General features: G+C 53.8%; 25 protein-coding genes. 9 read left to right on the plus strand and 16 right to left on the minus strand.

All coding sequences use genetic code 11. The features are described 5' to 3' along the window. Position 1: 1 nt before the first annotated feature. The 6 genes from I6L53_RS22405 to I6L53_RS22430 form a co-directional block, all read right to left on the minus strand. Positions 2–862, minus strand: coding sequence for a PTS system mannose/fructose/sorbose family transporter subunit IID (locus I6L53_RS22405; protein WP_161215577.1), 861 nt, complete (start codon positions 860–862; stop codon positions 2–4). Then, the gene (locus I6L53_RS22410; RefSeq protein ID WP_042323417.1) at positions 859–1,608 is read right to left on the minus strand and encodes a PTS mannose/fructose/sorbose/N-acetylgalactosamine transporter subunit IIC; all 750 of its coding nucleotides are present in this window, start codon (positions 1,606–1,608) and stop codon (positions 859–861) included. The genes I6L53_RS22405 and I6L53_RS22410 overlap by 4 nt, the downstream gene beginning before the upstream one ends. Positions 1,609–1,631: 23 nt before the next feature. Then, on the minus strand, positions 1,632–2,117 hold the full coding sequence (locus tag I6L53_RS22415) for a PTS sugar transporter subunit IIB (protein ID WP_042323421.1): 486 nt from the start codon (positions 2,115–2,117) through the stop codon (positions 1,632–1,634). Positions 2,118–2,128: 11 nt separating this feature from the next. Further along, on the minus strand, positions 2,129–2,554 hold the full coding sequence (locus tag I6L53_RS22420) for a PTS sugar transporter subunit IIA (RefSeq protein ID WP_042323424.1): 426 nt from the start codon (positions 2,552–2,554) through the stop codon (positions 2,129–2,131). 218 nt (positions 2,555–2,772) lie between these two features. Then, positions 2,773–5,571 (minus strand): transcriptional regulator DagR, encoded by a 2,799-nt coding sequence (gene dagR, locus I6L53_RS22425; protein ID WP_042323426.1) that lies wholly within the window; start codon positions 5,569–5,571, stop codon positions 2,773–2,775. A 103-nt stretch (positions 5,572–5,674) separates the two neighbouring features. After that, a complete protein-coding gene (locus I6L53_RS22430; protein WP_042323429.1) occupies positions 5,675–6,091 on the minus strand; it encodes a GNAT family N-acetyltransferase in 417 nt (138 codons plus the stop codon). A 129-nt stretch (positions 6,092–6,220) separates the two neighbouring features. Here I6L53_RS22430 and I6L53_RS22435 point away from each other — a divergent pair, with 129 nt between their 5' ends. Further along, positions 6,221–6,514 carry a YicS family protein gene (locus I6L53_RS22435; RefSeq protein ID WP_042323431.1) on the plus strand — a complete coding sequence of 98 codons (294 nt, stop codon included), beginning with the start codon at positions 6,221–6,223 and terminating at the stop codon, positions 6,512–6,514. Positions 6,515–6,549: 35 nt separating this feature from the next. Here I6L53_RS22435 and I6L53_RS22440 read toward each other — a convergent pair whose 3' ends face one another. Beyond that, positions 6,550–7,506 (minus strand): LacI family DNA-binding transcriptional regulator, encoded by a 957-nt coding sequence (locus I6L53_RS22440; protein ID WP_042323433.1) that lies wholly within the window; start codon positions 7,504–7,506, stop codon positions 6,550–6,552. 292 nt (positions 7,507–7,798) lie between these two features. On the opposite strand from I6L53_RS22440, the gene I6L53_RS22445 reads away from it, so the two are divergent. The 5 genes from I6L53_RS22445 (at position 7,799) to I6L53_RS22465 (ending at position 12,755) form a co-directional block, all read left to right on the plus strand. Further along, complete coding sequence (locus tag I6L53_RS22445; RefSeq protein ID WP_042323435.1) at positions 7,799–8,113, plus strand: PTS sugar transporter subunit IIB; 315 nt, start codon at positions 7,799–7,801, stop codon at positions 8,111–8,113. Between the two features lie 12 nt (positions 8,114–8,125). Then, positions 8,126–9,457, plus strand: coding sequence for a PTS sugar transporter subunit IIC (locus I6L53_RS22450; protein ID WP_042323438.1), 1,332 nt, complete (start codon positions 8,126–8,128; stop codon positions 9,455–9,457). A gap of 20 nt (positions 9,458–9,477) precedes the next feature. Continuing rightward, positions 9,478–10,860 (plus strand): glycoside hydrolase family 1 protein, encoded by a 1,383-nt coding sequence (locus I6L53_RS22455; protein WP_042323440.1) that lies wholly within the window; start codon positions 9,478–9,480, stop codon positions 10,858–10,860. Between the two features lie 12 nt (positions 10,861–10,872). Then, positions 10,873–11,175 (plus strand): PTS lactose/cellobiose transporter subunit IIA, encoded by a 303-nt coding sequence (locus I6L53_RS22460; RefSeq protein WP_008786514.1) that lies wholly within the window; start codon positions 10,873–10,875, stop codon positions 11,173–11,175. 200 nt (positions 11,176–11,375) lie between these two features. After that, positions 11,376–12,755 (plus strand): carbohydrate porin, encoded by a 1,380-nt coding sequence (locus tag I6L53_RS22465; protein ID WP_042323442.1) that lies wholly within the window; start codon positions 11,376–11,378, stop codon positions 12,753–12,755. Positions 12,756–12,912: 157 nt separating this feature from the next. Here the strand turns inward: I6L53_RS22465 and nepI are convergent, their stop codons facing one another. Beyond that, a complete protein-coding gene (gene nepI, locus I6L53_RS22470) occupies positions 12,913–14,106 on the minus strand; it encodes a purine ribonucleoside efflux pump NepI (protein ID WP_042323445.1) in 1,194 nt (397 codons plus the stop codon). Positions 14,107–14,318: 212 nt separating this feature from the next. Between nepI and I6L53_RS22475 the strand changes: the two genes are divergently transcribed. Both I6L53_RS22475 and I6L53_RS22480 read left to right on the plus strand, forming a co-directional pair. Next, on the plus strand, positions 14,319–14,678 hold the full coding sequence (locus tag I6L53_RS22475) for a type II toxin-antitoxin system RelE/ParE family toxin (protein WP_042323447.1): 360 nt from the start codon (positions 14,319–14,321) through the stop codon (positions 14,676–14,678). Then, on the plus strand, positions 14,662–14,985 hold the full coding sequence (locus I6L53_RS22480; RefSeq protein ID WP_042323449.1) for a helix-turn-helix domain-containing protein: 324 nt from the start codon (positions 14,662–14,664) through the stop codon (positions 14,983–14,985). Before I6L53_RS22475 ends, I6L53_RS22480 begins: the two co-directional genes overlap by 17 nt. Positions 14,986–15,053: 68 nt before the next feature. Here the strand turns inward: I6L53_RS22480 and I6L53_RS22485 are convergent, their stop codons facing one another. After that, positions 15,054–15,506: a DUF1198 domain-containing protein gene (locus I6L53_RS22485; RefSeq protein WP_042323451.1), complete on the minus strand. Its 453-nt coding sequence runs from the start codon at positions 15,504–15,506 to the stop codon at positions 15,054–15,056. Between the two features lie 52 nt (positions 15,507–15,558). Continuing rightward, positions 15,559–16,893 (minus strand): NCS2 family permease, encoded by a 1,335-nt coding sequence (locus tag I6L53_RS22490; RefSeq protein ID WP_042323453.1) that lies wholly within the window; start codon positions 16,891–16,893, stop codon positions 15,559–15,561. A 175-nt stretch (positions 16,894–17,068) separates the two neighbouring features. Between I6L53_RS22490 and adeD the strand changes: the two genes are divergently transcribed. Next, complete coding sequence (gene adeD / locus I6L53_RS22495) at positions 17,069–18,835, plus strand: adenine deaminase (protein WP_042323455.1); 1,767 nt, start codon at positions 17,069–17,071, stop codon at positions 18,833–18,835. Between the two features lie 77 nt (positions 18,836–18,912). On the opposite strand, the gene uhpT is transcribed toward adeD, so the two are convergent. From uhpT to fucP, 6 genes are all read right to left on the minus strand, one after another. Next, complete coding sequence (gene uhpT / locus I6L53_RS22500; protein WP_042323457.1) at positions 18,913–20,304, minus strand: hexose-6-phosphate:phosphate antiporter; 1,392 nt, start codon at positions 20,302–20,304, stop codon at positions 18,913–18,915. A gap of 143 nt (positions 20,305–20,447) precedes the next feature. Then, complete coding sequence (gene uhpC / locus I6L53_RS22505) at positions 20,448–21,776, minus strand: MFS transporter (protein WP_042323459.1); 1,329 nt, start codon at positions 21,774–21,776, stop codon at positions 20,448–20,450. A gap of 9 nt (positions 21,777–21,785) precedes the next feature. Beyond that, positions 21,786–23,288 (minus strand): signal transduction histidine-protein kinase/phosphatase UhpB, encoded by a 1,503-nt coding sequence (gene uhpB / locus I6L53_RS22510; protein WP_042323461.1) that lies wholly within the window; start codon positions 23,286–23,288, stop codon positions 21,786–21,788. Continuing rightward, on the minus strand, positions 23,288–23,878 hold the full coding sequence (gene uhpA / locus I6L53_RS22515; RefSeq protein WP_042323463.1) for a response regulator transcription factor UhpA: 591 nt from the start codon (positions 23,876–23,878) through the stop codon (positions 23,288–23,290). The genes uhpB and uhpA overlap by 1 nt, the downstream gene beginning before the upstream one ends. Before the next feature lie 75 nt (positions 23,879–23,953). Then, on the minus strand, positions 23,954–24,967 hold the full coding sequence (locus I6L53_RS22520) for an aldose 1-epimerase family protein (protein ID WP_042323465.1): 1,014 nt from the start codon (positions 24,965–24,967) through the stop codon (positions 23,954–23,956). Positions 24,968–24,978: 11 nt separating this feature from the next. Beyond that, positions 24,979–26,292, minus strand: a complete 1,314-nt coding sequence (gene fucP / locus I6L53_RS22525) for an L-fucose:H+ symporter permease (protein WP_042323466.1) — start codon at positions 26,290–26,292, stop codon at positions 24,979–24,981. Between the last annotated feature and the right edge of the window lie 18 nt (positions 26,293–26,310).

The raw sequence follows: 26,310 nt of genomic DNA on the forward strand, positions 1-26,310 counted from the left end.
CTTACAACACTCCCAGCAGCGAACAAACCACGCTAAGCGCCACAATCGACAGCAGAATGGTGGTGTATCGCGGCCCTTTCTTCACCAGAAAGATATAGATGGCAAACACCGCCGCCAGCGGCAGCAGGCCCGGCGCGATGGAGTCAAGAATCTGCTGCACCACCACTTCAGAACCTTTCAGGGCACTGATTTTCAACGGCGTAGTGATCTTGACGTAGCTTGCCGACAGCGCGCCCATCATGATCAACCCCAGCACGTTCGCGCCGTAGATCAGTTCTTTGATTCGCCCCCCTTGCAGTAGCCCGACGATAGAATCACGCCCCAGGGTGTAGCCTTTGTGGATCAGGCCGTAACTGATCGCCAGCGTGATCGCCGGATAGAGGATCAGCGGTGCAATACCACCAAACGCGCTGCCATTAGCGGCGAAAGGAATGAAAATCGCGATGAGTAGCGGCATAACGGCCGCCCATACGATGGAGTCGCCCATCCCAGCCAGCGGGCCCATCAGACCGGTTTTAATCCCGGTAATCGAGGCATCGCTGATCGGCTCGCCGCGCGTTTTCTGCTCTTCCATGGCAATGGAAATCCCCTGGATCACCGCGCCAAAAGTTTGTTCGGAGTTGAAGAAGTTAAGGTGACGTTTTAGCGCCTCCACCTGCTCCTCTTTTTGTGGGTAGAGCTTTTTGATGATCGGCGTCATCGAGGCGCAGAAAATCAGGCTTTGCAGACGTTCATAAGAGTTAGATACCTCCGCGCCCAGCCAGTAGATAAACCATGCTTTGGTGATATCTGCTTTGGTTAACGCCCCGGTTGTCCGTGCGCGTTCAACCAGTTCATGCTGCATTACGTCGCTACTCATCATGCTGCTCCTTCATTTTTCGCCAGACCTTTAATCAGGAAGGCCACACAGGTACCGAAGATCGCCATCGCCATGATGTCCACCTTGAGGTACAGCACCGCGAAGAATCCGCCGATAAACCACGGCAGCAGGCTCTTTTTACCGATCACCATAATGGTGATGGCGAAGCCCAGCGCCGGCAGGATCCCGCCCATGATTTCAAAGGAGTGGGTCAGCCAGTGCGGCATCAGTTTGAGGAAACTTTCCACCACGTCCTGACCGAAGTAGTTCGCGGCAAACACCACCGGGAAACGCAGCGCCAGTCCAAGCAACGCCGGGTAGAGGAATGCACAGCGCATGATGCCCGACATATTCGCCGTTTCCGCGTGCTTATCGGCCATATGTACCCAGGCCGCGTTAAGGGTACGACGCAGCTGGTCGAGGAAAACGCCGATCACGCCGAAGGGGATCGCCAGGGCAATCGCCAGGTTCGGATCCATCCCGGCTTTCACTGCGATTGGAATTGAGATACAGGCTGCCAGTGCCGGATCTGACGGCACGTTACCGCCAGGCGTTGAGGTCACGCCGAGATAAACGAGCTGCATCCCCGCGCCGATGATCATCGCCGTCTGCATGTTGCCAAGCAGTAGCCCGACAAAGACGGCCACCACCACCGGCTGTAGCAGCATGGCAGAGAAGGTGTAGCCAAGGCGTAAGCGGGCAAACCAGTAATACAACCCCATGAGGCTTGCAAAAACTAAGGTATCCATAGTGTTATCCCATTATCAGAGAATTAGAATTTTTTCAGGATATCGTCCAGCGACTGCGGTTTATCTTCCGGGATAGTCTGGAAGAACACCTGAATCCCACGACTTTTCAGGTCGTTAAGAATGCCAACGTCTTTTTCATCGAGCGTAATGTTCTGGAATACTGCTTTGCGGTTTGGTCCGCCACCCAGACCGCCAACCTGAATGGTCGTGACATCAAATCCCTGTTGTACGGCCTGTTGAATCGCCGCCAGGGAAGGGAACAGCACCAGCACATTGCCGTCGCCCAGTTGGTTCTCTTTCCAGGAGGCCGCAAAACTCTGGTTGCTATAGCAATCCACTTTGATGTTCGGCGGCGCGGCCATCAGGTAGATGTTTTTCATAAATGGATCGGCGTCCAGTTCGTCACTGACCACCGCAATGCGGTTGGCCTGGGACTGCCCGACCCACTTCGTCACCACCTGTCCGTGGATCAGTCGGCTGTCGATACGACATAACACGATGTTTGCCATGATGATTTTCCTTATTGTGATTGTTGTAATTGACGGACATGAGCGACAACGTCGAGGCAACTGCTGCGCCCGGCTTCCACCAGTTCACTGACGCAGGTGGTCAGGGAGCCGTGTTCACGTCTGTCCAGCGCTTCCAGCAGTAGCGACGCGTTCAACCCGGATACGACCGCAATCGGATAATCCACGCTTAGCCGCGCTGCCACATTGGACGTCGTGCCGCCAACAAAATCGGTCAGAATAAGCGAGCCGTCCGGCATGGTTTTCACCACGTCCTCGACACGCTGATAAAACTCGCCCAGCGTATCGACGGGCATCAGCGCAATTTCCGTCACGCCTTTAATTTCGCCCATCACCATGCGCAGGCTGTTACAGAGCTGTTGTCCCCAGCCACCATGAGTGAGCAGCAGAATTTCGGGCAACGGTTGAGTGGTAGTCAAAATGGCCTCCTGGCGCAGCTACGTTTATATGAGACTTACAACGCCTGATGGTGCTTCGCTTATCAGGCCTACGGATAGTGCTTTTGTAGGCCGGATAAGGCATTTATGCCGCCATCCGGCAAAACTCATCAAAGTAAGAGCAAGGGCTGTGCCAGTATTTGTGTCACGCGAGAGGGAAAGGTGAGCGGGCAAGGCGCAACGCCTCGCCCGTTAAGGGATCAGCTATAAAGAAGTTCGTAGATATAAAAATATTCCGCATCCGATAAACGGATGGCATAGGCCTCTTCAATGGGCAGAAACGCAGATTTAATGACACTAAACGCGCGGGGATCGAGATTCGGTTTGTTTTCCAGCGCCATCTGTAACGGTTTACGGTTGATCACGATACGCTCAACCATGCAACAGCAGTGGATCAGGAAGCGTAGTGTCACCTGGCGACTCGGTTTCAGAGAAAGCGTGGTCGTCAGATGGTTAAGTACACCCTCCATCTCCTTCAGAATGCGCTGCGGATTGAGCACCGAAATATGGTTAATGATGCTCTCCATGGTCAGCGCGCTGATAAAGCGCATGGCGCTGCGCTCCATCTCCAGACGACGTTCGGCGCTGGAGAGATCTGGCGTCAGCAGGCTTAACACCAGTTCTGGCCCCTGCTCAGAGAACAGTTCTTCCAGCGAGATAAACGGAATATCCGGCAGCCCTGGCTGGAAAGTACCGACAATTCCCGCCAGCCGCTCATTGGCATTCAACGCCTGCTGGACACGTTCGAGGCTGCGCACGTCGTTGTAATCGAGGATCACCATTCGCGTGTCCTGCGACATCAGTTCGCCAAAGCTCTCCTCAAGCACTTTTTTAATCTTTTCCGCCGTCCCCATGCCGGTAATACAGGAGACGACCAGCACTTTGCCGCCGTTTTCCTGCTGCGGGGTACACAGCTGACAGGGGATGTTTTTGCTCTGCATGAGCGCCGCAAGCTGGGGTAAATCGCTGGTTTCGTAGCTTAAATCCAGACCGACCTCCAGCAGACTGGTCAGCGTAATGTTGGGCATTAACAGCACGTCTATCTGAAATAACTTGCTGATCGTACTGCCGAAATGCACCAGAGAACCAATGTCGACCATCAGGATCAGCCGCTGATAGCGTTGGGTCTGAATAATCTGGGTCAGCGTCTCCAGCGTGTCATGCACCGACTGCTCAAACGGCATGTCGACCGCGCTGAACAGATCGCGTTCCAGTACACGGTTAACGTACTGCGCCATACTGGTCGCGGTGGTTGCGCCGTGCGCGACGAGGATCACCCCGCAGTCCGGGCTGGCATCAATGCGCTGGCGGTAGTGACGACACTCTTTCAGGAACAGACACAGCCAGACCACTTCCGTCGCCGGGCACTGAATATGCAGCAGCTCATTGATTTTCCGACACAGCAGCGTGGCATTATCGTATTCGTCTTTACAGCGGTCGAGGATCAGGCTGGAAGAATAGAGTTGCGGAATCAGCCCGCGCTGGACATAGCCAATCAGCGCCAGGAAATGTTTGCGCAGCGGATTCACCAGATTTTCCGGCAGCGTAAAGCCCAGCACCTGCTCCACGCAGCCGATCAGCAGCGTCACGCGTTCTTCAATTTGATCGCCATAGCGCGGCGGATGCGCCACGCTATCACGGCTGTAGAGGCCATATTCGAAGATTGAACTGAGCTTGTTTTTCAGGATGGCCAGCGTTTCCGCCGGCGGGACATTACTGTTGCGCAGATTGACATATTCACGGGTCAGGAAGCTGTAAAAGAGATCGCTCTCTTCGATTTCCGCCCCGGTCGCCAGTGAGGTTTTCAGCGCTGGCAACGTACGCGCATCAATGTTCAGCCGCTCTTTTCCTTCAAACAGCGCGTCGACCAACAAACGTTGTTCCGGCGTGGCATGGAACGGTATCTCCGCCAGTCGTTTATCCAGTTGTAGGGTGTCGTTATGTTCCGTCATCCCCGACGCCCACGCCTGGGCGCACAGGAACTGGATATCGCTCTTCAACTGACCAATGTTACCCTCCAGCGGTTTGTTCAACAGCCAGAGCAACAGCGTCTTGTCGATGCTGACCGTGCGCTCGATTTTGCGACTTTCACGCTGCAAAAAACCAACGATCAGCTCTACCTGTTCCTCAATCGATCGCTGACGGATTCCCGGCAAGTCGATGCTCACCTGAATTCGTCGCTGGAACGTACGCAACAGCGATGAACTCACCGGTTCCGTGGTCGCGCAAATCAGACGAACCGAGATTGGACGCGCCGTGGCGCTGGATCCCAGCGGACGGTACTCCCCCTTATCAAGAATGGAGAACAGTTTTTCCTGTCCTTCGTACGGCAGGCGGTGTACTTCGTCGAGCAGCAAATAACCGCCGTCCGCCTGTTCGACCAGACCGGGTTTATTCTCGTTTGCGCCGGTAAATGCCCCCTGACGATGGCCAAACAGGTGCGAAGAAAGCAGTTCCGGGTTATGGGCGTACTCTGCGCAGTTAAAGTAGACCAACGGCGGCGGAGAACCGGCGGCTTGTTCGCAGGCAAAGCGGTGCATCAGCTCGGCAAAAAAGGTTTTCCCCACGCCGGACGGACCGGTCAGCAGCACATGTAGGCCCTGTGGATAGAGCACGGCGGCACGGCCTTTTTCAACCGCGTCACGCAGGCTGCGATCGTAGCCAATCAGGCCGGTGAAAGGATCGTCACCGCCCGTATTTTCCGCTTGCGGAAGCAGGTCGGCCACCGAGCGCACCTCGCGCTCGCTACTCTCCAGTTTGCGCCCCAGCAACGTCTCCAGCGTCTGTCTGTGCAGGAAAAACACCGGACGTCCCCGGCTTTTTATCGCCAGACCATCGTTCCACAGCTGATTGAGATCTTTACTGACCGAGTTGCGCGCCAGCCCCAGGTTAAAGCCAATCGCCTCCGCCGTGAATGCCGTCTCCTGCGCCAAATCGGCACGATCCAGCCCACGCGTCAGCCTTTCAAGCTCTCCCAGTACGATCTCAATCCGTCTCATCTCTTTACCGCTTAAGAATTAAATGATTGTTCAGAACATACACTATTCTGCTATGCAAGAAAGTGAATCGACGTCCAGACGTCATAGTGAATCCGTCCGGTCATCAAAATGTTTTCGATAAATAATGCCTGGCGGCCCCTTTTTCCGGGAAGTCATCGAGGGTCAGTTGCAGTTGATAACCGTTCTTCTGATAGAACGGCAACGCCTGAAAGCTCAGGGTATCGACCAGCGCATGCAGACAACCTCTCTCACGAGCAGCGTGCTCTGCGGCCTGGATCAGTTGGCTGCCGTAACCGCCTTTACGCAGGGATTCATGCATCCATAAAAAATCAATGCTCAGCCATTCCCCTTTAATTTTGCCAATCAGCCCGCCGCGGATTTTCTGTTGCTCGTCACGCCAGTACACCGCCAGAACGCCAAAATTTCTCGTTTTCAGGAACTGGAAATTGTAGGCACGCAACCCGGTGAGCAGTGCGTTTTGATCGTCTTCGGTAACGGTATCGGTAATCTGTATCTGCATTCTATCCTCCTGAAAAATTAAAACTTTCGGCTGAAGCTTTTTCCAACTTTAGTACGGGCTGCTGAGGGAGTCGTACACCGTCTACACTTACTCTTGAAATGATGCGCATCGACTACAAGGATTATTACCATGAAACGAGCCGTTTTACCGATCATTGCTACCCTTTTATTACTGCCAGCTCTGGCACAGGCCGACTCGCCTTACGGCGCACTGCAGACCGCGCACGAGAAAAATACGATACTCAAGGACCTACGCAAGATCTGTACGCCGCAAGGTTCACCTTCTGACGAGGCGTGGGAAAAAACGATCATGGCGAATGAAGGAAATCAGCAGCACATCCGCGAGGCGGCGTTAGCAATGGAAAGGAATAATCAGAGTAACTACTGGGAAGCGCTCGGCAAAGTGGAATGCCCGGACATGTAAGCGTGAAGCCCGCGCTTCACGCCCGATAATGAACTTTACCGCTGGCGAATATCCGGGATGATTAAGTCGCCGCGCAACACATACGATCCCAACATACTTTGCGTTTTTTCATTCAACCAACTGACTATCCGCGCCGCCATCGCATCCATGGAGTATTCGATTGCCGGGATGGTCGGGATCCCCGGAAGATGTAGCGAACCGGCAAGGCTGAAGATCATAATGTCTTCAGGAACCGACTTATTAAACGCCTGCAATTGCGGGATCACCCGCTGAGCCTGCTGCTCATCCGCCACCAGCAGCGCGTTAAAGTTAAGCGTGGAGGCGTTATTTAACAGCTCTTGCAACGCCACCGAAGAAGACGTCGCTTCCATAAAGACCAGGTTGCGATTAAAGGGCAGGAAATTCTTCTCCAGCGCATGTTTGTAACCGAGCAACACCTGTTCGGAAAACCCCATGCCTTCAGGATGGATGAGAGCAATTTGCCGACGATTTTGGCTAATCAGGTAGTTACAGGCCGTTTCGGTGGCAAAGGCATGGTCAAACTGAATACTGGTCACATCATCGCCCGCTTCCAGACAGTCCACCAGAATGACGTTTTCCTGGCTGATATTCAGCGGGAAGCGCGCACCAATAATCAGTACGTCGTCGCACAAGCCGCAGCTTAATTCATCGAGGGCGCTCATCACTTCCGCTTTGGTGTTGGCAAAACGAAGCAACAAATGTTTCTGATGCTGGCTCAAGTGCTTTTCCAGCGCGTAAAGGTAGCCCGTCGTCTGGTTGATGTTGTCCTGCGCACAAATTACGCCTATGCAACCGGTGCTCTGACTGAGCAGTGACTGGGCAATCACATTCGGACGATAGTTCAGCTCATCCACCGCCTTTAACACGGCAAGGCGACTGGCTTCCTTCACGCCACGCGATCCGCTCAACACGCGCGACACCGTGGCTTTAGACACGCCAGCCAAACGCGATACATCGTTGATAGTAGACATCATTCTCCCCTGACAGAGCCTGCCTGGCTCCTTTAATCCTGAATTTAACACTGGCTCAAATATTCACCATCTGCAGTATAGCCGTTTCCTTTTTTCATGGAAACCGATTTTCCGTTTCCACTCAAAAAGCGTGAAATAGCGACAAAACCGTGAGCTAAATCCAAATAATTAGCCTTATAAGAATAAGATCTTGACGGTTGTCACAGTTCCGTTTGCTTCGTATGGAAACCGGTTTCCGTATGATATCAAATCAGACTCGCAATAAGTTTTTACATTTTGAGGATGGTTAATAATGTTCAGGATTATGTTGTGTTGCTCTGCAGGGATGTCCACCAGTCTGCTGGTTCGTAAAATGGTCGAAGCCGCAGAAGAGCGGAAGCTGCCAGTACAAATTGATGCATATGGCGTTTCCGAATTTGACATTCAGTTTCCAAACTACCAGGTGGTGTTACTTGGCCCCCAGGTAAAATACATGCTTAACACGCTCTCAGAGAAGGCTGCCACCCAAAACATCCCCGTAAAAGCCATTGATATGCAGGATTACGGAATGCAACGCGGTGACAAGGTGCTGGATTTTGCTCTGTCGCTGATTGAAGCGGCACATTAGAAAGGTGTCATTATGAGTTCGTTATATCAGTCAATGGTTGCTGTCATAGAACAATCCATCACGCCTCTTGCCGGTAAACTGGGCCAGCAGAAATATGTGATTGCGATTCGTGATGGTTTTACCGCGGCGCTGCCGTTTATGATCATCGGCTCGTTCATGCTGGTGTTTATTTTTCCGCCATTCTCTGCCGAAACCACCAATAGTTTTGCCCGTGGCTGGCTCGATTTTTCCGCCACATACCGTGAACAGCTGATGCTGCCGTTTAACCTCAGCATGGGCGTTATGACGTTCTTCATCTCCGTGGGAATTGGCGCCAGTCTGGGGCGTCAGTTTAATCTCGATCCGATTATGTCCGGCCTGCTGGCGTTTATGGCCTTTTTGCTCGTCGCCGCGCCGTATGCCGACGGGAAAATCTCCACGCAGTACCTTTCCGGTCAGGGGATCTTTACCGCGCTGATCACCGCCATCTATTCCACCCGCGTCTATGCATGGTTGAAGCAGCACAACATCACGATCCGTCTGCCGAAAGAGGTCCCGACCGGCGTCGCCCGTTCGTTTGAAATCCTCATTCCGGTTCTGGTGGTCATTGCGACACTTCATCCGCTAAACCTGTTTATTGAAGCGCAGACCGGAATGATTATTCCGCAGGCGATTATGCACCTGCTGGCACCGCTGGTTTCAGCCTCTGATTCCCTGCCGGCAATCCTGCTTTCGGTTCTGATGTGCCAGATTTTCTGGTTTGCCGGTATCCACGGCTCACTGATCGTCACGGGCATTATGAACCCGTTCTGGATGGCAAACCTGTCGGCAAACCAGGCTGCCCTTGCAGCGGGTGTCGCATTGCCGCATGTTTATCTGCAAGGTTTCTGGGATCACTACCTGCTGATCGGCGGTGTGGGCTCGACTTTACCGCTGGCCTTCCTGCTGCTGCGCAGTCGCGTTACCCATCTGCGGACTATTGGCAAAATGGGGATTGTCCCTAGCTTCTTCAACATTAATGAGCCTATTCTGTTCGGTGCGCCGATCATCATGAACCCGATGCTGTTTATCCCGTTCGTCTTCGTGCCCATGATCAACGCCGTACTGGCTTACACAGCGACCCGTCTGGGCTGGCTGGATCAGGTGGTGTCACTGACACCGTGGACCACGCCCGCACCGATTGGCGCATCGTGGGCGGCAAACTGGGCTTTTAGTCCGGTGGTGATGTGCCTGATCTGCATGGTGATGTCAGCGTTGATTTACCTCCCGTTCCTGCGTGCTTACGAACGTTCCCTGATGAAAACAGAAGAGCAAAAAGCCCAGGATGCCGTCTCCGTGGCGAACGCTGCCCGTAGCAACTCATAATGAATCAAGGAGTCAGAACAATGAGATACCGTTTTCCTGAAAACTTCTGGTGGGGCAGTGCCTGCTCAGCGCTGCAAACCGAAGGGGATAGCCTGAACGGCGGCAAAAGCCAGACCACATGGGATGTGTGGTTCGACCGCCAGCCAGGTCGTTTCCATCAGGGGGTTGGCCCGGCGAACACCTCGACGTTTTATCAGCACTGGAAACAGGACATCGCGCTGTTGAAGCAGTTAAAACATAACAGCTTCCGTACCTCGCTAAGCTGGTCACGCCTGATTCCTGACGGTACGGGCGAGGTGAATCCTGAGGCGGTGGCGTTCTATAACAATGTCATTGACGAACTGCTGGCGCAGGGCATCACGCCGTTTATCACGCTGTTTCACTTCGACATGCCGATGGTGATGCAGGAAAAAGGCGGTTGGGAAAACCGTGACGTCGTGGAGGCCTTTGGCCGCTACGCGCAGACGTGTTTCAAATTGTTCGGCAACCGCGTTAAGCACTGGTTCACCTTCAATGAGCCAATTGTGCCAGTGGAAGGCGGCTATCTGTATGACTTCCATTACCCGAACGTAGTGGATTTCAGGCGTGCGGCGACCGTGGCGTATCACACCGTGCTGGCCCACTCGACGGCGGTTCGCGCTTACCGCGCGGGCAACAACGATGGGGAAATTGGCGTGGTGCTCAACCTGACGCCTTCCTATCCGCGTTCACAACATCCGGCGGATGTGAAAGCCGCGCACCATGCCGATCTGCTGTTTAATCGTAGTTTCCTCGACCCGGTGCTGAAAGGGGAATATCCGGCGGATCTGGTGGCATTGCTAAAAGAGTACGATCAGTTGCCAGCCTGCCAACCGGGTGACGCACAGCTGATTGCCGATGGCAAAATCGACCTGCTGGGGATTAACTACTACCAGCCGCGTCGGGTGAAATGCCGTGATACCGCAGTCAATCTGAATGCGCCTTTTATGCCGGAGTGGTTGTTTGATTACTACGAAATGCCAGGCCGCAAAATGAACCCTTATCGCGGGTGGGAAATTTATGAGCCGGGTATTTACGATATTATTACGAACCTGCGTGATAATTACGGCAACCCGCGCTGCTTTATTTCTGAAAACGGAATGGGCGTAGAAAACGAACAGCGCTTTATTCAGGATGGACAAATTAACGACAACTACCGTATTGAATTTGTTTCTGAACATCTTAAATGGCTGCATAAAGGCATTAGCGAGGGCTGCCATTGTCTTGGCTACCATATGTGGACCTTTATTGATAACTGGTCATGGCTCAACGGATATAAAAACCGCTATGGCTTTGTACAGTTAGATTTAGACACGCAAAAACGTACGGTGAAAAAGAGCGGCGAGTGGTTCGCTAATACCGCCGAACACAATGGATTCGATTAAGAGATACAGACAATGATTGCATTAGAAGAAGCAGTAATGGAAATTATCGTCAATGCCGGACAGTCCCGTAGTCTGTGCTTCGAGGCGCTGCATGCCGCGCGCGCAGGCAACATTGACGAAGCGAAAAGCCTGCTTCGGGAGGCTGACGGCTACGCCCGTCAGGCTCACCACATGCAAACCAAATTGATCGAACAGGATGCCGGGGAAGCCCGGCAACCTATGACGTTAATTATGGTGCATGCGCAGGATCACTTAATGACATCGCTGTTAGCTCGCGAATTGTCAGAAGAAATTATTCACCTCTATCAACGTTAATTTGAATTAAATAATAAACGGAGACGTCACTACGATTAAATAAATATTACCTGTACCTCTATATAAATAACAGATCAACTTGTTTTGGTGATTGCGAATTACACCGAGGCGGGATGGTTATTATCTTAAAATAAATTAATGCGCTCATCTATTCAGGATGCTTAATGCAAACTGAAGGATAAAACGTAAATGAGATAACCATGAACATGATAAAAAAACTTCCATTAGCCATGGCGGTCGTGGCCGCGCTTTGCCCAATTTCTGTACTCGCGCAGGAATTTACTCAGGAACAAATCGACGCCATCGTCGCCAAAGCCGTAGATAAAGCCCTTGCGGAACGACAGGCGAAAATGGACGCTGCTGTGGCGAAAAAAACCGATATCATTAACGAGCCGCAAAGCGCCGCACAGTCACCGGATATGGCCATCCCGTTCGGTGTGAAATTCAGCGGCTATGCACGTTATGGCGCGCAGTTCCAGAGTGGCGATCAGAAATATGTGGGCGTTGATGGTTCCTATAACGGCGCATCCGCCATTGGTCGTCTGGGTAACGAAGGCAACGGCGGCGAATTCCAGCTCTCCAAAGCGTTCAAAGGCGACAACGGCGCGATCTGGGATATCAACGTGATGATCGACCACTGGGGCGACGAGGTGAACCTCAAGAAAGCTTACGCGGGAGTCACCAACGTCCTGGAATCCAACCCGAACGCCTATATCTGGGCCGGTCGCGACTTCCACCAGCGTCCGCAACAGGGGATCAACGACTACTTCTGGATGAACCACGACGGCCAGGGTGCCGGGGTGAAGAACTTCGATATTGGCGGCGTACAGTTTGACGTGGCCACCGTGGCCGCCGTTGAATCGTGCAGCCCCGAAGTGATGGAAGATGAAGCCAACCCGTCACGTATCACCTGTACCGGCGGTTCCGGCACCGGTGATAAAGGAAACTACGCCGTTACCTCAAAAATTCACGGCATGAAACTCGGTCCATTGGATCTGGAAATCTACGCCAACTACGGCTTTGACTCGAAAGCCGTCGACACCGACGATCGCCTGAAGGCCTGGCAGGGCGCGTTTGTGGTGAGCCATACCAATGACAGCGGCGTCAACAAAGTGATCGCCCGTTACTCTGATAACTCCGACAACAGCGTTTACAACAAAACCGACGACCTGACCGCGATTTACGCCAGCTTCGAAGGAAGCCATAAGTTTACGCAGCAGGCGCAGGTTGAATACCTGTTGGCATTCCATGACTACGATAACAGTGCCGATCAGAGTGAAAATCGTAAGAACTACGGTGCCATTGTGCGTCCAATGTACTTCTGGAACGACGTGCATTCCACCTGGCTGGAAGCAGGCTATCAGCGTGTCGATTATGACAACGGCGGCGATAACAAAGGCTGGAAGCTGACGCTGTCGCAGAACATGTCGATTGCGATGGGACCGGAATTCCGTCCAATGCTGCGCTTCTATGTCACCGGCGGCAAAGTGGATAACGACCGCACCGCCCGTGTGAACGGCACAGATGACGAAACGCTGGACGATTTCAACGTCGGCGCGATGTGGGAAGCGTGGTTCTGATTGGCATTATTGCGTTATGCCGGATGGCGGCATAACTGCCTTATCCGGCCTACAGTCACGTAGGCCCGGTAAGCAACGCGCTACCGGGCATAATGCCGGATGGCGGCGTTAACGCCTTAACCGGCCTACGTGAAGGAACCCTCAAAGAGGGTTGAGGTCATTGCATACCCTTTATGCGAACTTTCGCTGCCACCAGAAGCGCCGTCAGCAGCATCAGGCTGCCGGAGAGTATCAGGGGCGACAGCAGGCCAAGGTTATCGAGTGCATAGCCTCCCACCGCGGCCCCACAGGTATTGGCAAGCTGGATCACGGCGACCTGGACGGATCCAGCCTTTTCTGCCTGATCGGCGAGCGATCGGGTGATCCACGTTGACCATCCCACCGGCACCAGCGCAAACGCCAGCCCCCAGATAATCGCAATGCTTGCCGCGACGATCTTGTCGCTGCCCCACAGAGTCAGCACCAGCGCACTCAGCGCCAGCACCAGCGGCGCACCGGCCAGCGCCAGTTTAACTGAGTGTTTGAGAATCACCGACGACAACGAGGTGCCGACAAAACTGGCGATCCCAAAGCTTAACAGCACCAGCGTCAGGCCATCGACATCAAAACCCGCCAGGTTCATATACACCGGGCGGATATAAGTGAAGAACGCAAACTGTCCGGCAAAGGACATAAAGATGGCAATCATTCCCGCCATCACTCCCGGACGATTCAGCAGGCTGACTATGTTTTGCTTCTGATGAGAAGGCTCGCCGGGCAGCGACGGTAACGATTTCACCAACCAGACAATACACAGCACGCCCATCACCGCCGCCACATTAAAGACGTTACGCCAGCCGATGATTCCCCCCAGGAAACTGCCCAGCGGAGCGGCAATGACCAGCGCGATGGAGACGGCACCGAAAATCACCGACAACGCTTTCGGCACCGTACGCGGCGGAACCAGTCGCATGGTCAGCGAGGCCGACATCGCCCAGAATCCACCCAACGCCAGTCCCAGACAGGCGCGTCCCACCAGCAGTAGCGCGAAGGAATCGGCAAAGGAGACCAGCAGACAGGAGAGGGTCAGCAACAAGGAGAACAGAATCACGACGTAGCGACGGTCAGTGGCCTGAATGATCTGAGTGATAAACAGGCTGGCAAACATGGCGACAAACGCGGTGACGGTCACCGACTGTCCGGCAACGCCTTCCGAGATACCCAGATCCTGCGCCATCGGCGTTAACAGACTGACGGGTAAAAACTCAACGGTAATCAGGCTGGCTACACAGAACGCCACGGCAAACACCGCCGACCAGTTTGGACGTGCGACAACATCAGCGCGGGTTTTCTCTTCGATACATTCACTCATTTTGCAATCTGCGTCGATTTCTGGTGGGAAAGTTACGCAGTTTAACATTTTTATTGTGACGGATTTAACGTTTTGTCAACTTTCTTTGTTTGCACTGTCGCTTTCGAGAAGCTTCGCAAAGGTGAAATTTCTACCGAAAAGGTTAGTTAACATCGTTTTGAAACACATAATATACCACCAGGTGCTATACTTACGGTTACAGGATGTCTCCGATGCGTGTATTCAAAACCAAATGGTTTTCCAGGGAAGCAAAAGCCCATGCCATCAAAGATGAGGCGTTATGCCAGGCAATTGAAGCCACTTTGCAGGGACAGGCAGACGATCTGGGAGGCGGCGTTTTTAAAAAGCGCCTAAACCAGAACCGTGACCGCGCGATTATCCTCGCGAAGGGTGGCAACCACTGGTTTTACACGTTTTTGTATGCCAAACAGGACATGACAAATATTACTGCCAACGAACTGGCGGGCTTTCGTGAGTTAGCAAAACATTACGCTCGTTTGACTGATGACAACATTACGGCGTTGATTAAGAGTAAAGAACTGGTAGAGGTTTGCGATGACGGTAAAAAATAACTTTAAAAGCCCAGCCTTCGAAGCTATCCACAGCGCAGCATCAGGGTTATATAACGTTGAGGCAATCCCTCAGGAAACGATGCGCAATTTCGACAAAGCCTGTCTGAGCCAGGTCGACGATCTCCTGCCACTTGAAATTAAAGCACTACGCGAAAAATTCAACGTTAGCCAACCCGTGTTTGCTCATTACCTGAACACCAGCGTGTCAACTGTGCAAAAATGGGAGAGCGGCGCGAAACGCCCCAGCGGGATGTCCCTCAAACTGCTGAGCGTTGTCCAGAAGCATGGATTAAAAGTTCTGGTGTAACAGTGAAGGGCATGATTCATGATCAATATCCTCGGCTCAGTCAATGACAGTCATCATCTCTATTGATCTTAGTGCAGCCAGTGCACACCGTCCTCGGGCTGAAAAAAGGCGTTGTAACGCATCTGGAACGCATTGATGTCCTGCCTGTCTGGATCGACCTCGCGTAAGAAACCGAGCGCCAGACGCACCTGCGCGTCGGTGATCGGCGCGGCCAGTCGGGCCTTTTGCAGCAGACGATGCCACTGCAACAGATTCTGCTCGCTGCCGTCGACAATGACACTTTGCCAAATCAACAGGACCTGAGCGGCGTTTTGCAGATGGGACTCGTCGGGGCGGTGGAGATACTGCATAAATGCCTCTCCCTGCGCTTTTCCCATCTGATCGATCATCGATTCTACTGCCACCACATCAATATTCAGACGCTCGCTCAAGCGGCGAATCGCCCGCCGGGATCCGGAAGTGAGGATCCGAAACCCGACTACAAACACCACCGCCAGTGTGGCCAGCATTATCCAGACCATGAGTTCTCCTGCTTTATCAGCGCTCATGATATCTGGAAACGGCCCGCGAATACTAATCCACCAGAATGATTTTCAGCGCGAAAAGCACCGCAACCGTAATGACACAGAGGTTTAGCTCCCGCCAGCGTCCGGTAAACACTTTCATAATGCAGTACGACATAAAGCCAAGCGCAATCCCCTCGGTAATGGAGAAACTAAAAGGCATCATCACCGTAGTGATGAACGCGGGCACCGACTCGGTAAAATCATCCCAGTTAACGCGAGAGAGACTTGAGGTCATTAGCACGCCGACAAAAATCAGCGCCCCTGCTGTCGCATAAGTGGGGACCATACCCACCAGGGGAGAAAAAAACATCACCAGCAGGAAGAGTATGCCAACCACGACGGCCGTCAGACCGGTGCGTCCACCAACCGCCACGCCCGAGGTACTCTCAATGTAGGCCGTCACGGAAGAGGTGCCGATAAACGCCCCGGCTACCGAACTCACACTGTCAACATACAGCGCCCGCCTCATGCCAGGAAACTTACCCTCGCTGTCGATCAACCCGGCTTTATCCGTCACACCAATTAATGTTCCTGATGAATCAAACAAATTGATGAGCATGAATGAAAAGATAATCCCGGCCAGATTAAGCGACAACGCACCGCTTAAATCTACCTCTCCTGTCACCCCGCTAATACTGGGAGGCATAGAATAGATACCGCTGAAATGAACATCACCAAAAAACAACCCGCAACAGGAGGTGACGACAATGGAGATCAGCACCGCAGCATGAAATTGACGCGATGACAGTACGGTAATAATAAAGAAACCTAAAATACCCAGTAATACGCTGTGGGAACTTAAGTTACCAATGGTCACCAGAGTCTCTTTATTCGCAACAATAACGCCCGCATTTTTTAACCCCATCAACGCAATAAATAAGCCGATACCGCTGGTGATACCGATACGTAAATTAATCGGGATATTGGAAATCATCCAGTAACGAATGCGAAAAAGTGTGAGTAAAAATAATCCGACTGCCCCCCAGAATATGGCCCCCATTCCCGTTTGCCAACTCACGCCCATCGCTCCCACCACCACAAAGGCAAAAAACGCGTTCAATCCCATCGCCGGAGCCAATGCAACGGGAAGGTTAGCGACGAGCCCCATCGCGATACTGCCAATGCCAGCGATGAGGCACGTGGTGACAAACACCACTTTGGGATCCATCTGTGCGGCCCCAAGTATTTGCGGATTCACGAATACAATGTACACCATCGTTAAAAAAGTCGTCATTCCGGCAATCGTTTCTGTCCGCACGTCGGTGCCATGCTGGTGCAATTTAAATAATCGCGAAAGATGATTTGAATCATTTTTCACGTCATCACTGACATCATTATTCATCTTTTTCATCCATTAATGAAGATATAATCAGGTCTCATTTAAAACACCTCTCATATTTAATTCAGTGATTGCAATCACAATGCCAACGCCCGTTAATCGATAAACTTTAAATAATTACCCAGCATTTACGTGTGATAAATAATAATCAAAATGATAAAATCAAAATGAGAAAAATATGAATAACATCATAAATCATAAATTTCATTATATTAGCCGTCAGGAACAGCAGGAATTGTTAGCCGTTGCGCGCGGTGAATCGGTTGCCGATTATATTATTGATAATGTCATCCTTCTCGATATTATTAATGGCGGGGAAATGACAGGTCCCATTGTGACCAAAGGGCGACATATCGCGGGCATTGGGGCAGAGTATCGTGACGCCCCGGCACGGCGGCGTGTTGATGCCCACGGCGCAACGGCAGTTCCCGGCTTTATCGACTCACATCTGCACATTGAATCCAGCATGATGACGCCGGTCACATTTGAAACCGCAACGCTGCCGCGTGGGCTCACCACCGTCGTTTGCGATCCGCATGAAATCGTCAATGTGATGGGCGAAAAGGGGTTTTCCTGGTTTGTCCGCTGCGCCGAACTGGCGAAGCAGAATCAGTATCTTCAGGTGAGTTCCTGCGTTCCGGCCCTGGAGGGATGTGATGTGAATGGCGCGCGTTTCACCCTCGACCAGATGCTGATCTGGCGCGATCACCCGCTGGTCGCCGGGCTGGCGGAAGTGATGGATTATCCGGGCGTCATCGCCGGACAAAATGCGTTGCTCGACAAAATGGATGCTTTCCGTCATCTGACGCTGGATGGCCATTGTCCTGGACTGAACGGTAAGGCGCTCAACGCCTACGTCGCCGCCGGGATCGAGAATTGCCACGAGAGCTACACTCTGGAGGAGGGGCGCCGCAAACTGCAACTCGGGATGGCGCTGATGATCCGCGAAGGTTCCGCCGCCCGCAACCTAGACGCGCTGGCTCCGCTCATCAATGACTTCAACAGCCCACAGTGCTTACTTTGCACCGACGACCGTAACCCCTGGGAGATCGCGCATGAAGGGCATATTGATGCACTGATTCGCCGACTCATTTTGCAGCATAGCGTCCCGCTTCACGTCGCTTACCGCGTCGCCAGTTGGTCGGCGGCACGTCACTTTGGATTGCACCATCTTGGCTTACTGGCTCCAGGAAAACAGGCGGATATTATCCTGCTCAGCGATGCCCGCAACGTAGTGATACAGCAAGTGTTTATCAAAGGGGAACCTATTGATGCCGAACGCCTGAAAGCTGAAGAACCGGCAAGGCTGGCGCAAACTGTCCCCCCCTATGGCAACACCATTGCACGACGCCCCGTCTGCGCAGATGACTTTGCGCTGCATTTCACCCCCGGCAAACGCTATCGGGTGATTGATGTTATCCCTAACGAACTGGTAACGAGCGCCAGTGCCTGCATGTGCACCGCTGAGGGTTTCGATCGCCATGATATTTGCTATATCGCCGTGCTTGAGCGCTACGGGCAACAGTCGCCCCCGGCCTACGGTTTATTAGGCGGATTCGGTCTGCGTGAAGGCGCGCTGGCGGCGACGGTCAGCCATGACAGCCATAATATTGTGGTGATCGGTTGCAGCGCTGAAGAGATGGCGCTGGCGGTTAATCAGGTGATTGAAGATGGCGGCGGGCTCTGCGTCGTCCGTAACGGTCAGGTGCAATGCCATTTACCGCTGCCGATTGCCGGATTAATGAGTACCGACACCGCTGATTCGCTGGCTGGACAAATCGATGCGCTAAAAGCGGCAGGTCGTGAATGTGGCACACTGCCCGATGAGCCTTTTATCCAGATGGCGTTTCTCTCCTTACCGGTGATCCCCGCCCTAAAACTCACCAGTATGGGACTTTTTGATGGCGAAACGTTTACTTTCACCTCTCATGAGATCGCTGACTGATTTCAGTCAACTATCGCCAGAAACAGGCATAAAAAAGCCCAGCGCACAGGCTGGGCAACCTGTTACCAACTACACACTTAAGCGGTTCTTAACTGCTGAATTTTTCTTTCCCGACGGATTTTGCGCTCTTCCATGACGGCGACCATCGCCATCAGGCAAATACAGCCAATCGCAGCGGCATCCAGCGCGGCGAAGGTACCCGCCCAGCCGGTCAGACCAAACACGGGCGTACCGTCGGCAATCATTCCCAGACCTAACTTGGCAAAGCTATCGCCAATCAAATACGCAAAGGTGCCTTTGATACCGTCCGCTGCGCCGATGGCTTTTTTCGGGACAAAGCCCACCGCCGCCACGCCAATCAGCAATTGTGGGCCAAACACCAGAAAACCGAGCGCAAACAGTGACGCGAGATAGACATACTGGTTGCTGGCATGTTGATAGACGCCAAGCGTCGCGATGATCAGTGCCAGCGCTACACAGGCCACCAGCGCACGACGACCATTCGCCAGATCCGAGAGCCAGCCCCACAGCAGCGTACCGACCAGCGCGCCCACCTCAAACAAGGTAAAGCCCTGAATCGCCACCTCTTTGGACAGTTTCAGCTCCTGGAAAGCATAAACGGTGGACCACTGGTCGATACCGATACGCACTACGTACAGGAAAATGTTGGAGAAACACAGCAGCCAAATGACTTTGTTTTTCAGTACATATTCAACAAAGATTTGCCATTTGGTCATGTCATTTTCTTCAGTCTCTTTATCCTCTTCGCTGATCTCTTCGCCAAACAGCTCTTCAGCTTTGCCGAGACCGTAAGATTCCGGCGAGTCGCTACCGAATCGCAGACCGATAAAGCCGACAATCAGGGCGATAATCGACGGGAAGATAAACATCCCGATCACATGACCGTCGAACAGCACGTTCGCACCGAACAGCGCTACCCCTGCCGCGCCTGCGCCGCCGAGGTTATGAGAGATATTCCAGAAGCCGAGAAACGTACCGCGCTTACGGCGAGGCGTCCATTTGGTAATAGTGGAATAGCTGCACGAACCGCCGGTGCTCTGAAAGAAACCGCTCAGGGCATAGAAGGCGATCATCAGGAACAGGCTTACGGAGCCGGTTCCCATGCTGGCGCTGAAGCCGAGCATACAAATCGCGGAAAGGATCAGCATAAACGGCAAAAACTGCTTGGTGTTTTTGCCGTCAGCGTAATAGGAAACCAGCGTTTTACCCACGCCGTAGGTGATGGAGAATCCCAGACCAATCATCCCCAGTTGCGTCATGCTCAACCCGTAGGTAGTAATCATATCGTTCTGGGCGATGTTAAAGTTCTTGCGGATCAAATACATGGTCAGGTAGCCAATGAAGACCACCAGATAAGACTGCATAAACGGTTTGAACCACATCTTGCGCCGCACATCGAGCGGCAGATCCAGGGTCGGTTTACGCACCTGGTTTAGAAAGGCCAGCATAGGACACTCCCGAGCTCATTTTTTATACCTGCGAATGGCAGGCATTGTAAAAATCCGTCGGGAGACCCGCCTGAGACAGCGTCCAGGCGAAACCGGGAAAATTTCTTAGTTTTGCCCCACTCGCGGTAAAAAAGTGAGCTGCATCACGCTTCCCTGGCTTCGCGAGGAGCCTGGGCGTTGAGGAACGGGAGTAATAACAGAGCGGAGATACCGGCGGCGATAGCAATAACGACGAAGAACCCCGTCCAGTGCCAGATTTCCAGCACCTGTGCCAACGGCCAGCCAGAAAGCGATGCGCCGAGATAGGCGAAAAGTCCCACAAACCCGGTTGCTGCGCCTGCCGCTTCTTTGTGCGAGCACTCCGCCGCCGCCATCCCGATCAGCATCTGTGGGCCAAAGACAAAGAATCCGGTCGTGAAGAAACAAGCCGCCTGCATCACATAGCTGGCAAACGGCATCAGCCACAGTGAGCCCACCGAAAGCAAAATCCCGGCGGCAAAAATCAGGTTCATCGGGCCACGGTTGCCGTTGAACAGTTTGTCCGATCCCCATCCCGCCACCAGCGCACCAATGAAGCCTCCCAGTTCAAACATCGTTACCGCCATGTTGGCGGTCACCAGATCGACCCCCAGCGTCTCGGACATATACAGATTGCCCCAGTCGTTGATCGCCGCACGCACCACGTACACCAGCACATAACACAACGACAGCAGCCAGATGTAAGGGTTGAGCAGTACGTATTTGGTGAGGATCTCTTTGCGGGTCAGCCCTGCGCCTTCCTGTTGCTGGGCGATTTCCAGCGCGTCGTGCTGCCAGTCGCCCACCGGGGGTAATCCCACGGCCTGTGGACGGTCACGCAGTCGCCAGCAGAGAAAAAGACCGACGACAATCGCCAGCGTTCCGGCCAACATCATCCCGGCACGCCAGCCATAGTGCAGCGCTGCAGCGGCCATAACAATGGGGATCAGCGCACCGCCAACGTTGTGCGCGGTATTCCAGATAGCCCACCAGCCGCCGCGCTCATTGCGTGAATACCACGCCGTCAGCAGACGCGCGCACACCGGTGCGCCCCAGCCCTGGAAAAAAGCATTCAGCGCCCACAGCAGGGCAAATGCCCAAAGCGAAGAGGAAAAACCAAACAGAATGTTCACGATACCGGTGGCAATCAACCCGATCCCCATGAAATAGCGAGCGTTGGAACGATCGCTGACGATGCCGGAAACGAATTTCGACACGCCATAGGTGATGTAAAACAGTGTCGCCAGCAGGCCAATATCACTCCGGGTTAACACGCCGCTGACGAGAATTTCCGGCACGGCAGCGTTAAAACTTTTACGGGTGAAGTAGAACAGGGCGTAGCCCAGCCAGATAGTCAGCAGGATATGGCGACGCCAGTAGTGGTAGCGTTCGTCGATCTCGCGCTTGTCCGTTAACTGCGGCGCATTCACCGGCGCCTTGAAAAAGGTCAGCATCGTCGCTCCTTAAACGTAGCGCAGGGGCAACGAGACATTGACTCGCGTACCGTGCGTGCAGGAAATCGTCAGCGAACCGCCGAGCGCCGTCACGCGCTCGCGCATCCCGGTCAGACCAAAACCGTGTTGCCCGGAGCCCGGCGGCAGCCCGCTGCCGTCGTCTTCCATCACCAGCATCAGCCGCTCGTCCTGCTGCCAGCCCTGCAGCGTCACCGCGCTGGCGTTAGCATGTTTCACAATATTGTTCAGTCCTTCCTGGCATACGCGAAACAGCGTCACCCGTTGACTCTCACTGAGCGCCGCCTCATCAATCCGCCAGTCGAGATGGCTGACGATGCCGCGGCTTTCCAGCTCCATTTCCCGCATCAACGAACGGATGGCCTGCTCCAGCGTCAAATCGTCCAGTTGCCGCGGACGCAGGCGTCCCAACAGGCGGCGCACGGAATCATAGACGCCCAGCGACAGCTGTTCGATAAGCTGCCCGCTCTGCTTCACGCCGCCGTTTTCCACCGCCAGCCGCTGCACAATTCCCGCCTGGGTGCGGATAGCGGTGATGGTCTGTCCGATATCGTCGTGCAACTCACGCGCCACGTCGCGGCGCACGCTCTCCTCCGTTTCCAGCAGACGCTCCGCCAGCCGGTGATTACGCGCCAGTTCGTTTTGCAGCGACTGATTCAGTTCACGCAGGCGCTGAATACCAGCGCCAAGCAATAGCCCGGTCAGGCTTTGCGCCAGCAGGGAGAGCAGTAAATCCACGGGGTGATCGTGCCAGGTCTGGCTGGCAATCAGCGCGATAGCGTTCATCAGCGTCGCAATCAGCGCCCCCTGCCAGCCATAGTGCCAGGCGAGCGCGATAATTGGCAGCGCCAGACAGAAGGGGGTAAATCGCGAAAGCTCCGCGGGCAATCCCAACTGAAGCCACAGGCTGACGCTGAACAGCAGCAGATACCAGATCAGGTGCCGACCGCGCCAGTTCACCGGTTGCGACACCAGCGCCGGCCCCAGCGGCAGCCAGGTGGTACTGGTCAGATAGTGCCAGAACACCAGGCAAATCGGCGCCAGCGTTAATCCGCCGGTCAGGGTCAGCAGCAGCGCATTCCACGCCTCTTCCCCCTGCCCCAGCCAGGGTAGCGACTGCAACAGCGCCGCCGCCGTTAACGCCGCTCCCTGAAGCAATAATGTCCGCCAGTCGCGCTGATGGCGATAGCGGGAAATCAGCGCCACGGGCAGCAGCGTCAGCAAGCTACCGATCATCAAAAGGGGAAAGTGCGCCAACGCCACTTCCTGTGCCAGCCAGAAGGTCAATAGCCATTCTGCGCCCAACAAAACCGGCCAGTAGCCGCGCGGACATTGCAGCATCAGCCCCAGACGTAAACCAAACGGGAACAGCAGTACCGCCAGTTCCGGGCGCTCAACCAGATGCAGGCTGATACTCCACAGACAAAACCAGGCGGCAGAGAAGATAAAAAAACAGGCGAGGACGGTGATTAACCGCGAGAACAGAGTTTTCATTACCAGCCGTCAAACATGCGCCGCGCCAGCTCAACGTCATTGCTGACGCCCAGTTTTTCCATCAGGTTAGCACGATGGACGTGCACCGTTTTCGGCGACAGTCCCAGCTCGACGGCAATCTCTTTCACCGCCATCCCCTGCGCCAGCTTTTCCGCCACCTGACGCTCGCGACGGGTCAGCGGATCCTGGCGTCCGGCCGCCAGTTTGACGGCAATTTCTGGCGTCAGATAACAGCCGCCGGTGGCCACCGTATGCACCGCCGCAATCAGTTCATCCGGGCTACAGCGTTTAGAGAGAAAACCGCGCGCCCCGGCGTTCAATGCCTGTTCCACCAGTGCCGGGCTATCATGAACAGAGAGCATGATAGTCGCCATCCCTTTCGGCAACTGGCTCAACAGTTCCAGACCGGAGATATCCGGCATCGAAATGTCACAAATGCATACCTGAACGCCGCGTCCCGGTAATCCTGCCAGCGCTTCACGCCCCGAGCCAAACTCGGCAACAACCTGCAAATCCGCCTCCAGTCCCAGCAGTTGGGCAAAGCCGGAGCGAACGATAAGGTGGTCGTCTATAAGGGCAACGGTAATCATGGGGTTCATCCTGGCAGGGTGAAAAAAACGCGCTTACCTTAACGATAAGCGCGTTGCTGTTCAAGCCTTGAGCGTTCAGGCGATGCCGGTGGTGACCGTAAATGTCCGGGTTTGCTGCGGTTGAACCTCAAGCAGCGTGCCGTTTCGCTGGGCGGCGAGAAATCCTTCCGGGCGGCAGGTGGCAGGCAGGGCGAATGCCGCCACCTGCTGATCGCCATTGTACAGGATCCAGCGTGTCACATAGTTGAGCTCCGAACTGGCGAAACGCGTAACAAACGTGGTGCCATCCGGGGCGATCATGCGGAATTCGGGTTTATCCGTATACCTGTCCAGTTTGTCGGCAAAGAAGACGATTTCCGGATCGTAGAAGTTGGGTTCATTAAGCGTCGCCAGTGACGCTTCGCCTTGTAATATCCGTTGATTAAACGCCAGCCATTGTTCGGTGGGTTTCACATGGGCCGGGACCGATTCACGAAGTCGCAGCGCCTCATCCGGGATATTCTGGCTGAACGTCGCCTCCGGCACATACGCATAGTTCATGTGGCACATGTACTGCAGCGGCATCGCGACAGACGCCAGGTTCGTCACCGCCATCTGAATGTCAAACAGCGCGCTCGCTTTGCGCATTACCACCGCAGGCTGCGCCTGATAATGATGACCGAATCCCATCACATACTCGTAGCGTCCGGTCACGCGCAGACTGTCGCCGTCCAGTTCCAGCCAGGCCTCGTCCATCGCAGCACAGGCCATTTCACCGTGCAACGGGTGAGTATCTTCCGGCGACGGGCAGCCATTGGCCAGCAGTCCGGAATGGAAGGCAAAACAGCCATAGGTCGCCACCACTTCCGCAGCGGGTTTTGGCTGGCGGAACATGTTGCGCATGGTCAGGTCATGGCCGTCAAACTGTGCGTCCCAGATCATCTGCCCCATCCAGGGCAGAATCACCAGATGACCACGACTGTTCTGCACCTTCAGCCCTTCCACACCGCTGGCGTAACGAAAGGCGGTAACCGTGAAATCGCTGTTCTCCAGTAGGGTTTGCGGATGTTCACCAAAGAGCGTCCGCCACAGCGTGATACGTGTTGTCATCATCGTTCTCCTCAGGAAGCGGTCGCTTCAGCCAGGCTGCGCACTTTGCTTTCGCGCCAGAAATAGATCCCCACGTAAACAAAGCACAGCATGGAGACGAGGAACGAGAGTTGCAGCGAGTGGAACATATCCGCCACATAACCCTGAATCGCCGGGACCACGGCGGCGCCAACGATGGCCATCACGATCACCGCGCCCGCCATTTCGGTATGTTCGTTATCCACCGTATCCAGCGTGCCGGCATAGATGGTCGCCCAGCAGGGGCCAAACAGGACGCTCACCAACACCGCGACGTACACGGCGCTGAAGCTCGGCGCCAGCGAAACATAGGCGAGGAAAAGCGCGCCGATGACGGAGTAAAGAATCAGCACTTTTTCCGGGTTAAAACGGGTCATCAGGATGTTGGCGATAAACTTACCGATAAAGAAGCAGGCAAAGCTGTAGACCATAAAGTTAGATGCATCGCGCTCGTTGATATCGCCCAACTCCAGCGCCAGACGAATGGTGAATGACCACACGGCCACCTGCATCCCCACATACAGAAACTGCGCCACAATGCCGCGACGGAAGCGGGCATTGCTCGCCAGATAGCGCAACGTATCCATCGCCGACGGACGTTTATGGTTGGCGGTTTGCGCCACTTTGCAGGTCGGGAAACGGGTCAGCAGGAACAGCACCATCACCACCACCAGAACCATAATCATGTACTTATACGGCTCAAGGGTGTTTTCCAGCATCAGTACTTTAAAGTTATGGATCTGCTCGGCATTCATTCCTGCCATCTGTTTTTCCAGGCTATCGCCTTCGGAAAAGACCAGATATTTACCCAGCAAAATACCGGATGCCGCGCCAATCGGATAAAACGTCTGGCTGATATTCAGGCGTAAGGTGGCATAGGCTTTTGGACCGATCATTGAGCTGTAGGTGTTTGCTGCGGTTTCCAGGAAGCTCAGACCAATCGCAATGGCGAAGATCGCAGCAAGGAACATGGTGTAGGTTGCCATGTGCGAGGCCGGGAAAAAGAGCGTACAGCCAACGATATAAAGTGTCAGACCGATTAATATCGCCACTTTATAACTGGTCTTTTTAATCACCAGGGATGCCGGGATCGCAATTAAAAAATAACCGCCATAAAAGGCGCTCTGAACTAATGCCGAGGCAAAGTTGCTGAGTGAAAATACGCTTTTAAATTGCGTAATCAGAATATCATTTAATGCGGCTGCGCATCCCCATAATGGGAATAAACAGGATAACAAAATAAACTGGAACAGAGGGGTCTTATTCAGATACCCATCGGGCATCTGAATGATGTTTTTATCGTTCATAGTGCTACCTTTTACAGT

It is taken from the genome of Citrobacter farmeri, from assembly GCF_019048065.1.
Classification (GTDB): Bacteria; Pseudomonadota; Gammaproteobacteria; order Enterobacterales; family Enterobacteriaceae; genus Citrobacter_A; species Citrobacter_A farmeri.

Excerpts from the sequence above, each read along its gene's own strand:
- I6L53_RS22520 (WP_042323465.1), bottom strand. The coding sequence starts at position 24,967 with ATGACAACACGTATCACGCTGTGGCGGACGCTCTTTGGTGAACATCCG.
- adeD (WP_042323455.1), top strand. The coding sequence starts at position 17,069 with ATGAATAACATCATAAATCATAAATTTCATTATATTAGCCGTCAGGAA.
- uhpA (WP_042323463.1), bottom strand. The coding sequence starts at position 23,878 with ATGATTACCGTTGCCCTTATAGACGACCACCTTATCGTTCGCTCCGGC.
- I6L53_RS22475 (WP_042323447.1), top strand. The coding sequence starts at position 14,319 with ATGCGTGTATTCAAAACCAAATGGTTTTCCAGGGAAGCAAAAGCCCAT.
- uhpB (WP_042323461.1), bottom strand. The coding sequence starts at position 23,288 with ATGAAAACTCTGTTCTCGCGGTTAATCACCGTCCTCGCCTGTTTTTTT.
- I6L53_RS22485 (WP_042323451.1), bottom strand. The coding sequence starts at position 15,506 with ATGGTCTGGATAATGCTGGCCACACTGGCGGTGGTGTTTGTAGTCGGG.
- nepI (WP_042323445.1), bottom strand. The coding sequence starts at position 14,106 with ATGAGTGAATGTATCGAAGAGAAAACCCGCGCTGATGTTGTCGCACGT.
- I6L53_RS22415 (WP_042323421.1), bottom strand. The coding sequence starts at position 2,117 with ATGGCAAACATCGTGTTATGTCGTATCGACAGCCGACTGATCCACGGA.
- I6L53_RS22435 (WP_042323431.1), top strand. The coding sequence starts at position 6,221 with ATGAAACGAGCCGTTTTACCGATCATTGCTACCCTTTTATTACTGCCA.
- I6L53_RS22440 (WP_042323433.1), bottom strand. The coding sequence starts at position 7,506 with ATGTCTACTATCAACGATGTATCGCGTTTGGCTGGCGTGTCTAAAGCC.
- uhpT (WP_042323457.1), bottom strand. The coding sequence starts at position 20,304 with ATGCTGGCCTTTCTAAACCAGGTGCGTAAACCGACCCTGGATCTGCCG.
- I6L53_RS22455 (WP_042323440.1), top strand. The coding sequence starts at position 9,478 with ATGAGATACCGTTTTCCTGAAAACTTCTGGTGGGGCAGTGCCTGCTCA.
- dagR (WP_042323426.1), bottom strand. The coding sequence starts at position 5,571 with ATGAGACGGATTGAGATCGTACTGGGAGAGCTTGAAAGGCTGACGCGT.
- I6L53_RS22460 (WP_008786514.1), top strand. The coding sequence starts at position 10,873 with ATGATTGCATTAGAAGAAGCAGTAATGGAAATTATCGTCAATGCCGGA.
- I6L53_RS22450 (WP_042323438.1), top strand. The coding sequence starts at position 8,126 with ATGAGTTCGTTATATCAGTCAATGGTTGCTGTCATAGAACAATCCATC.
- I6L53_RS22430 (WP_042323429.1), bottom strand. The coding sequence starts at position 6,091 with ATGCAGATACAGATTACCGATACCGTTACCGAAGACGATCAAAACGCA.
- fucP (WP_042323466.1), bottom strand. The coding sequence starts at position 26,292 with ATGAACGATAAAAACATCATTCAGATGCCCGATGGGTATCTGAATAAG.
- I6L53_RS22410 (WP_042323417.1), bottom strand. The coding sequence starts at position 1,608 with ATGGATACCTTAGTTTTTGCAAGCCTCATGGGGTTGTATTACTGGTTT.
- I6L53_RS22445 (WP_042323435.1), top strand. The coding sequence starts at position 7,799 with ATGTTCAGGATTATGTTGTGTTGCTCTGCAGGGATGTCCACCAGTCTG.
- I6L53_RS22490 (WP_042323453.1), bottom strand. The coding sequence starts at position 16,893 with ATGAATAATGATGTCAGTGATGACGTGAAAAATGATTCAAATCATCTT.
- uhpC (WP_042323459.1), bottom strand. The coding sequence starts at position 21,776 with ATGCTGACCTTTTTCAAGGCGCCGGTGAATGCGCCGCAGTTAACGGAC.
- I6L53_RS22405 (WP_161215577.1), bottom strand. The coding sequence starts at position 862 with ATGATGAGTAGCGACGTAATGCAGCATGAACTGGTTGAACGCGCACGG.
- I6L53_RS22480 (WP_042323449.1), top strand. The coding sequence starts at position 14,662 with ATGACGGTAAAAAATAACTTTAAAAGCCCAGCCTTCGAAGCTATCCAC.
- I6L53_RS22465 (WP_042323442.1), top strand. The coding sequence starts at position 11,376 with ATGAACATGATAAAAAAACTTCCATTAGCCATGGCGGTCGTGGCCGCG.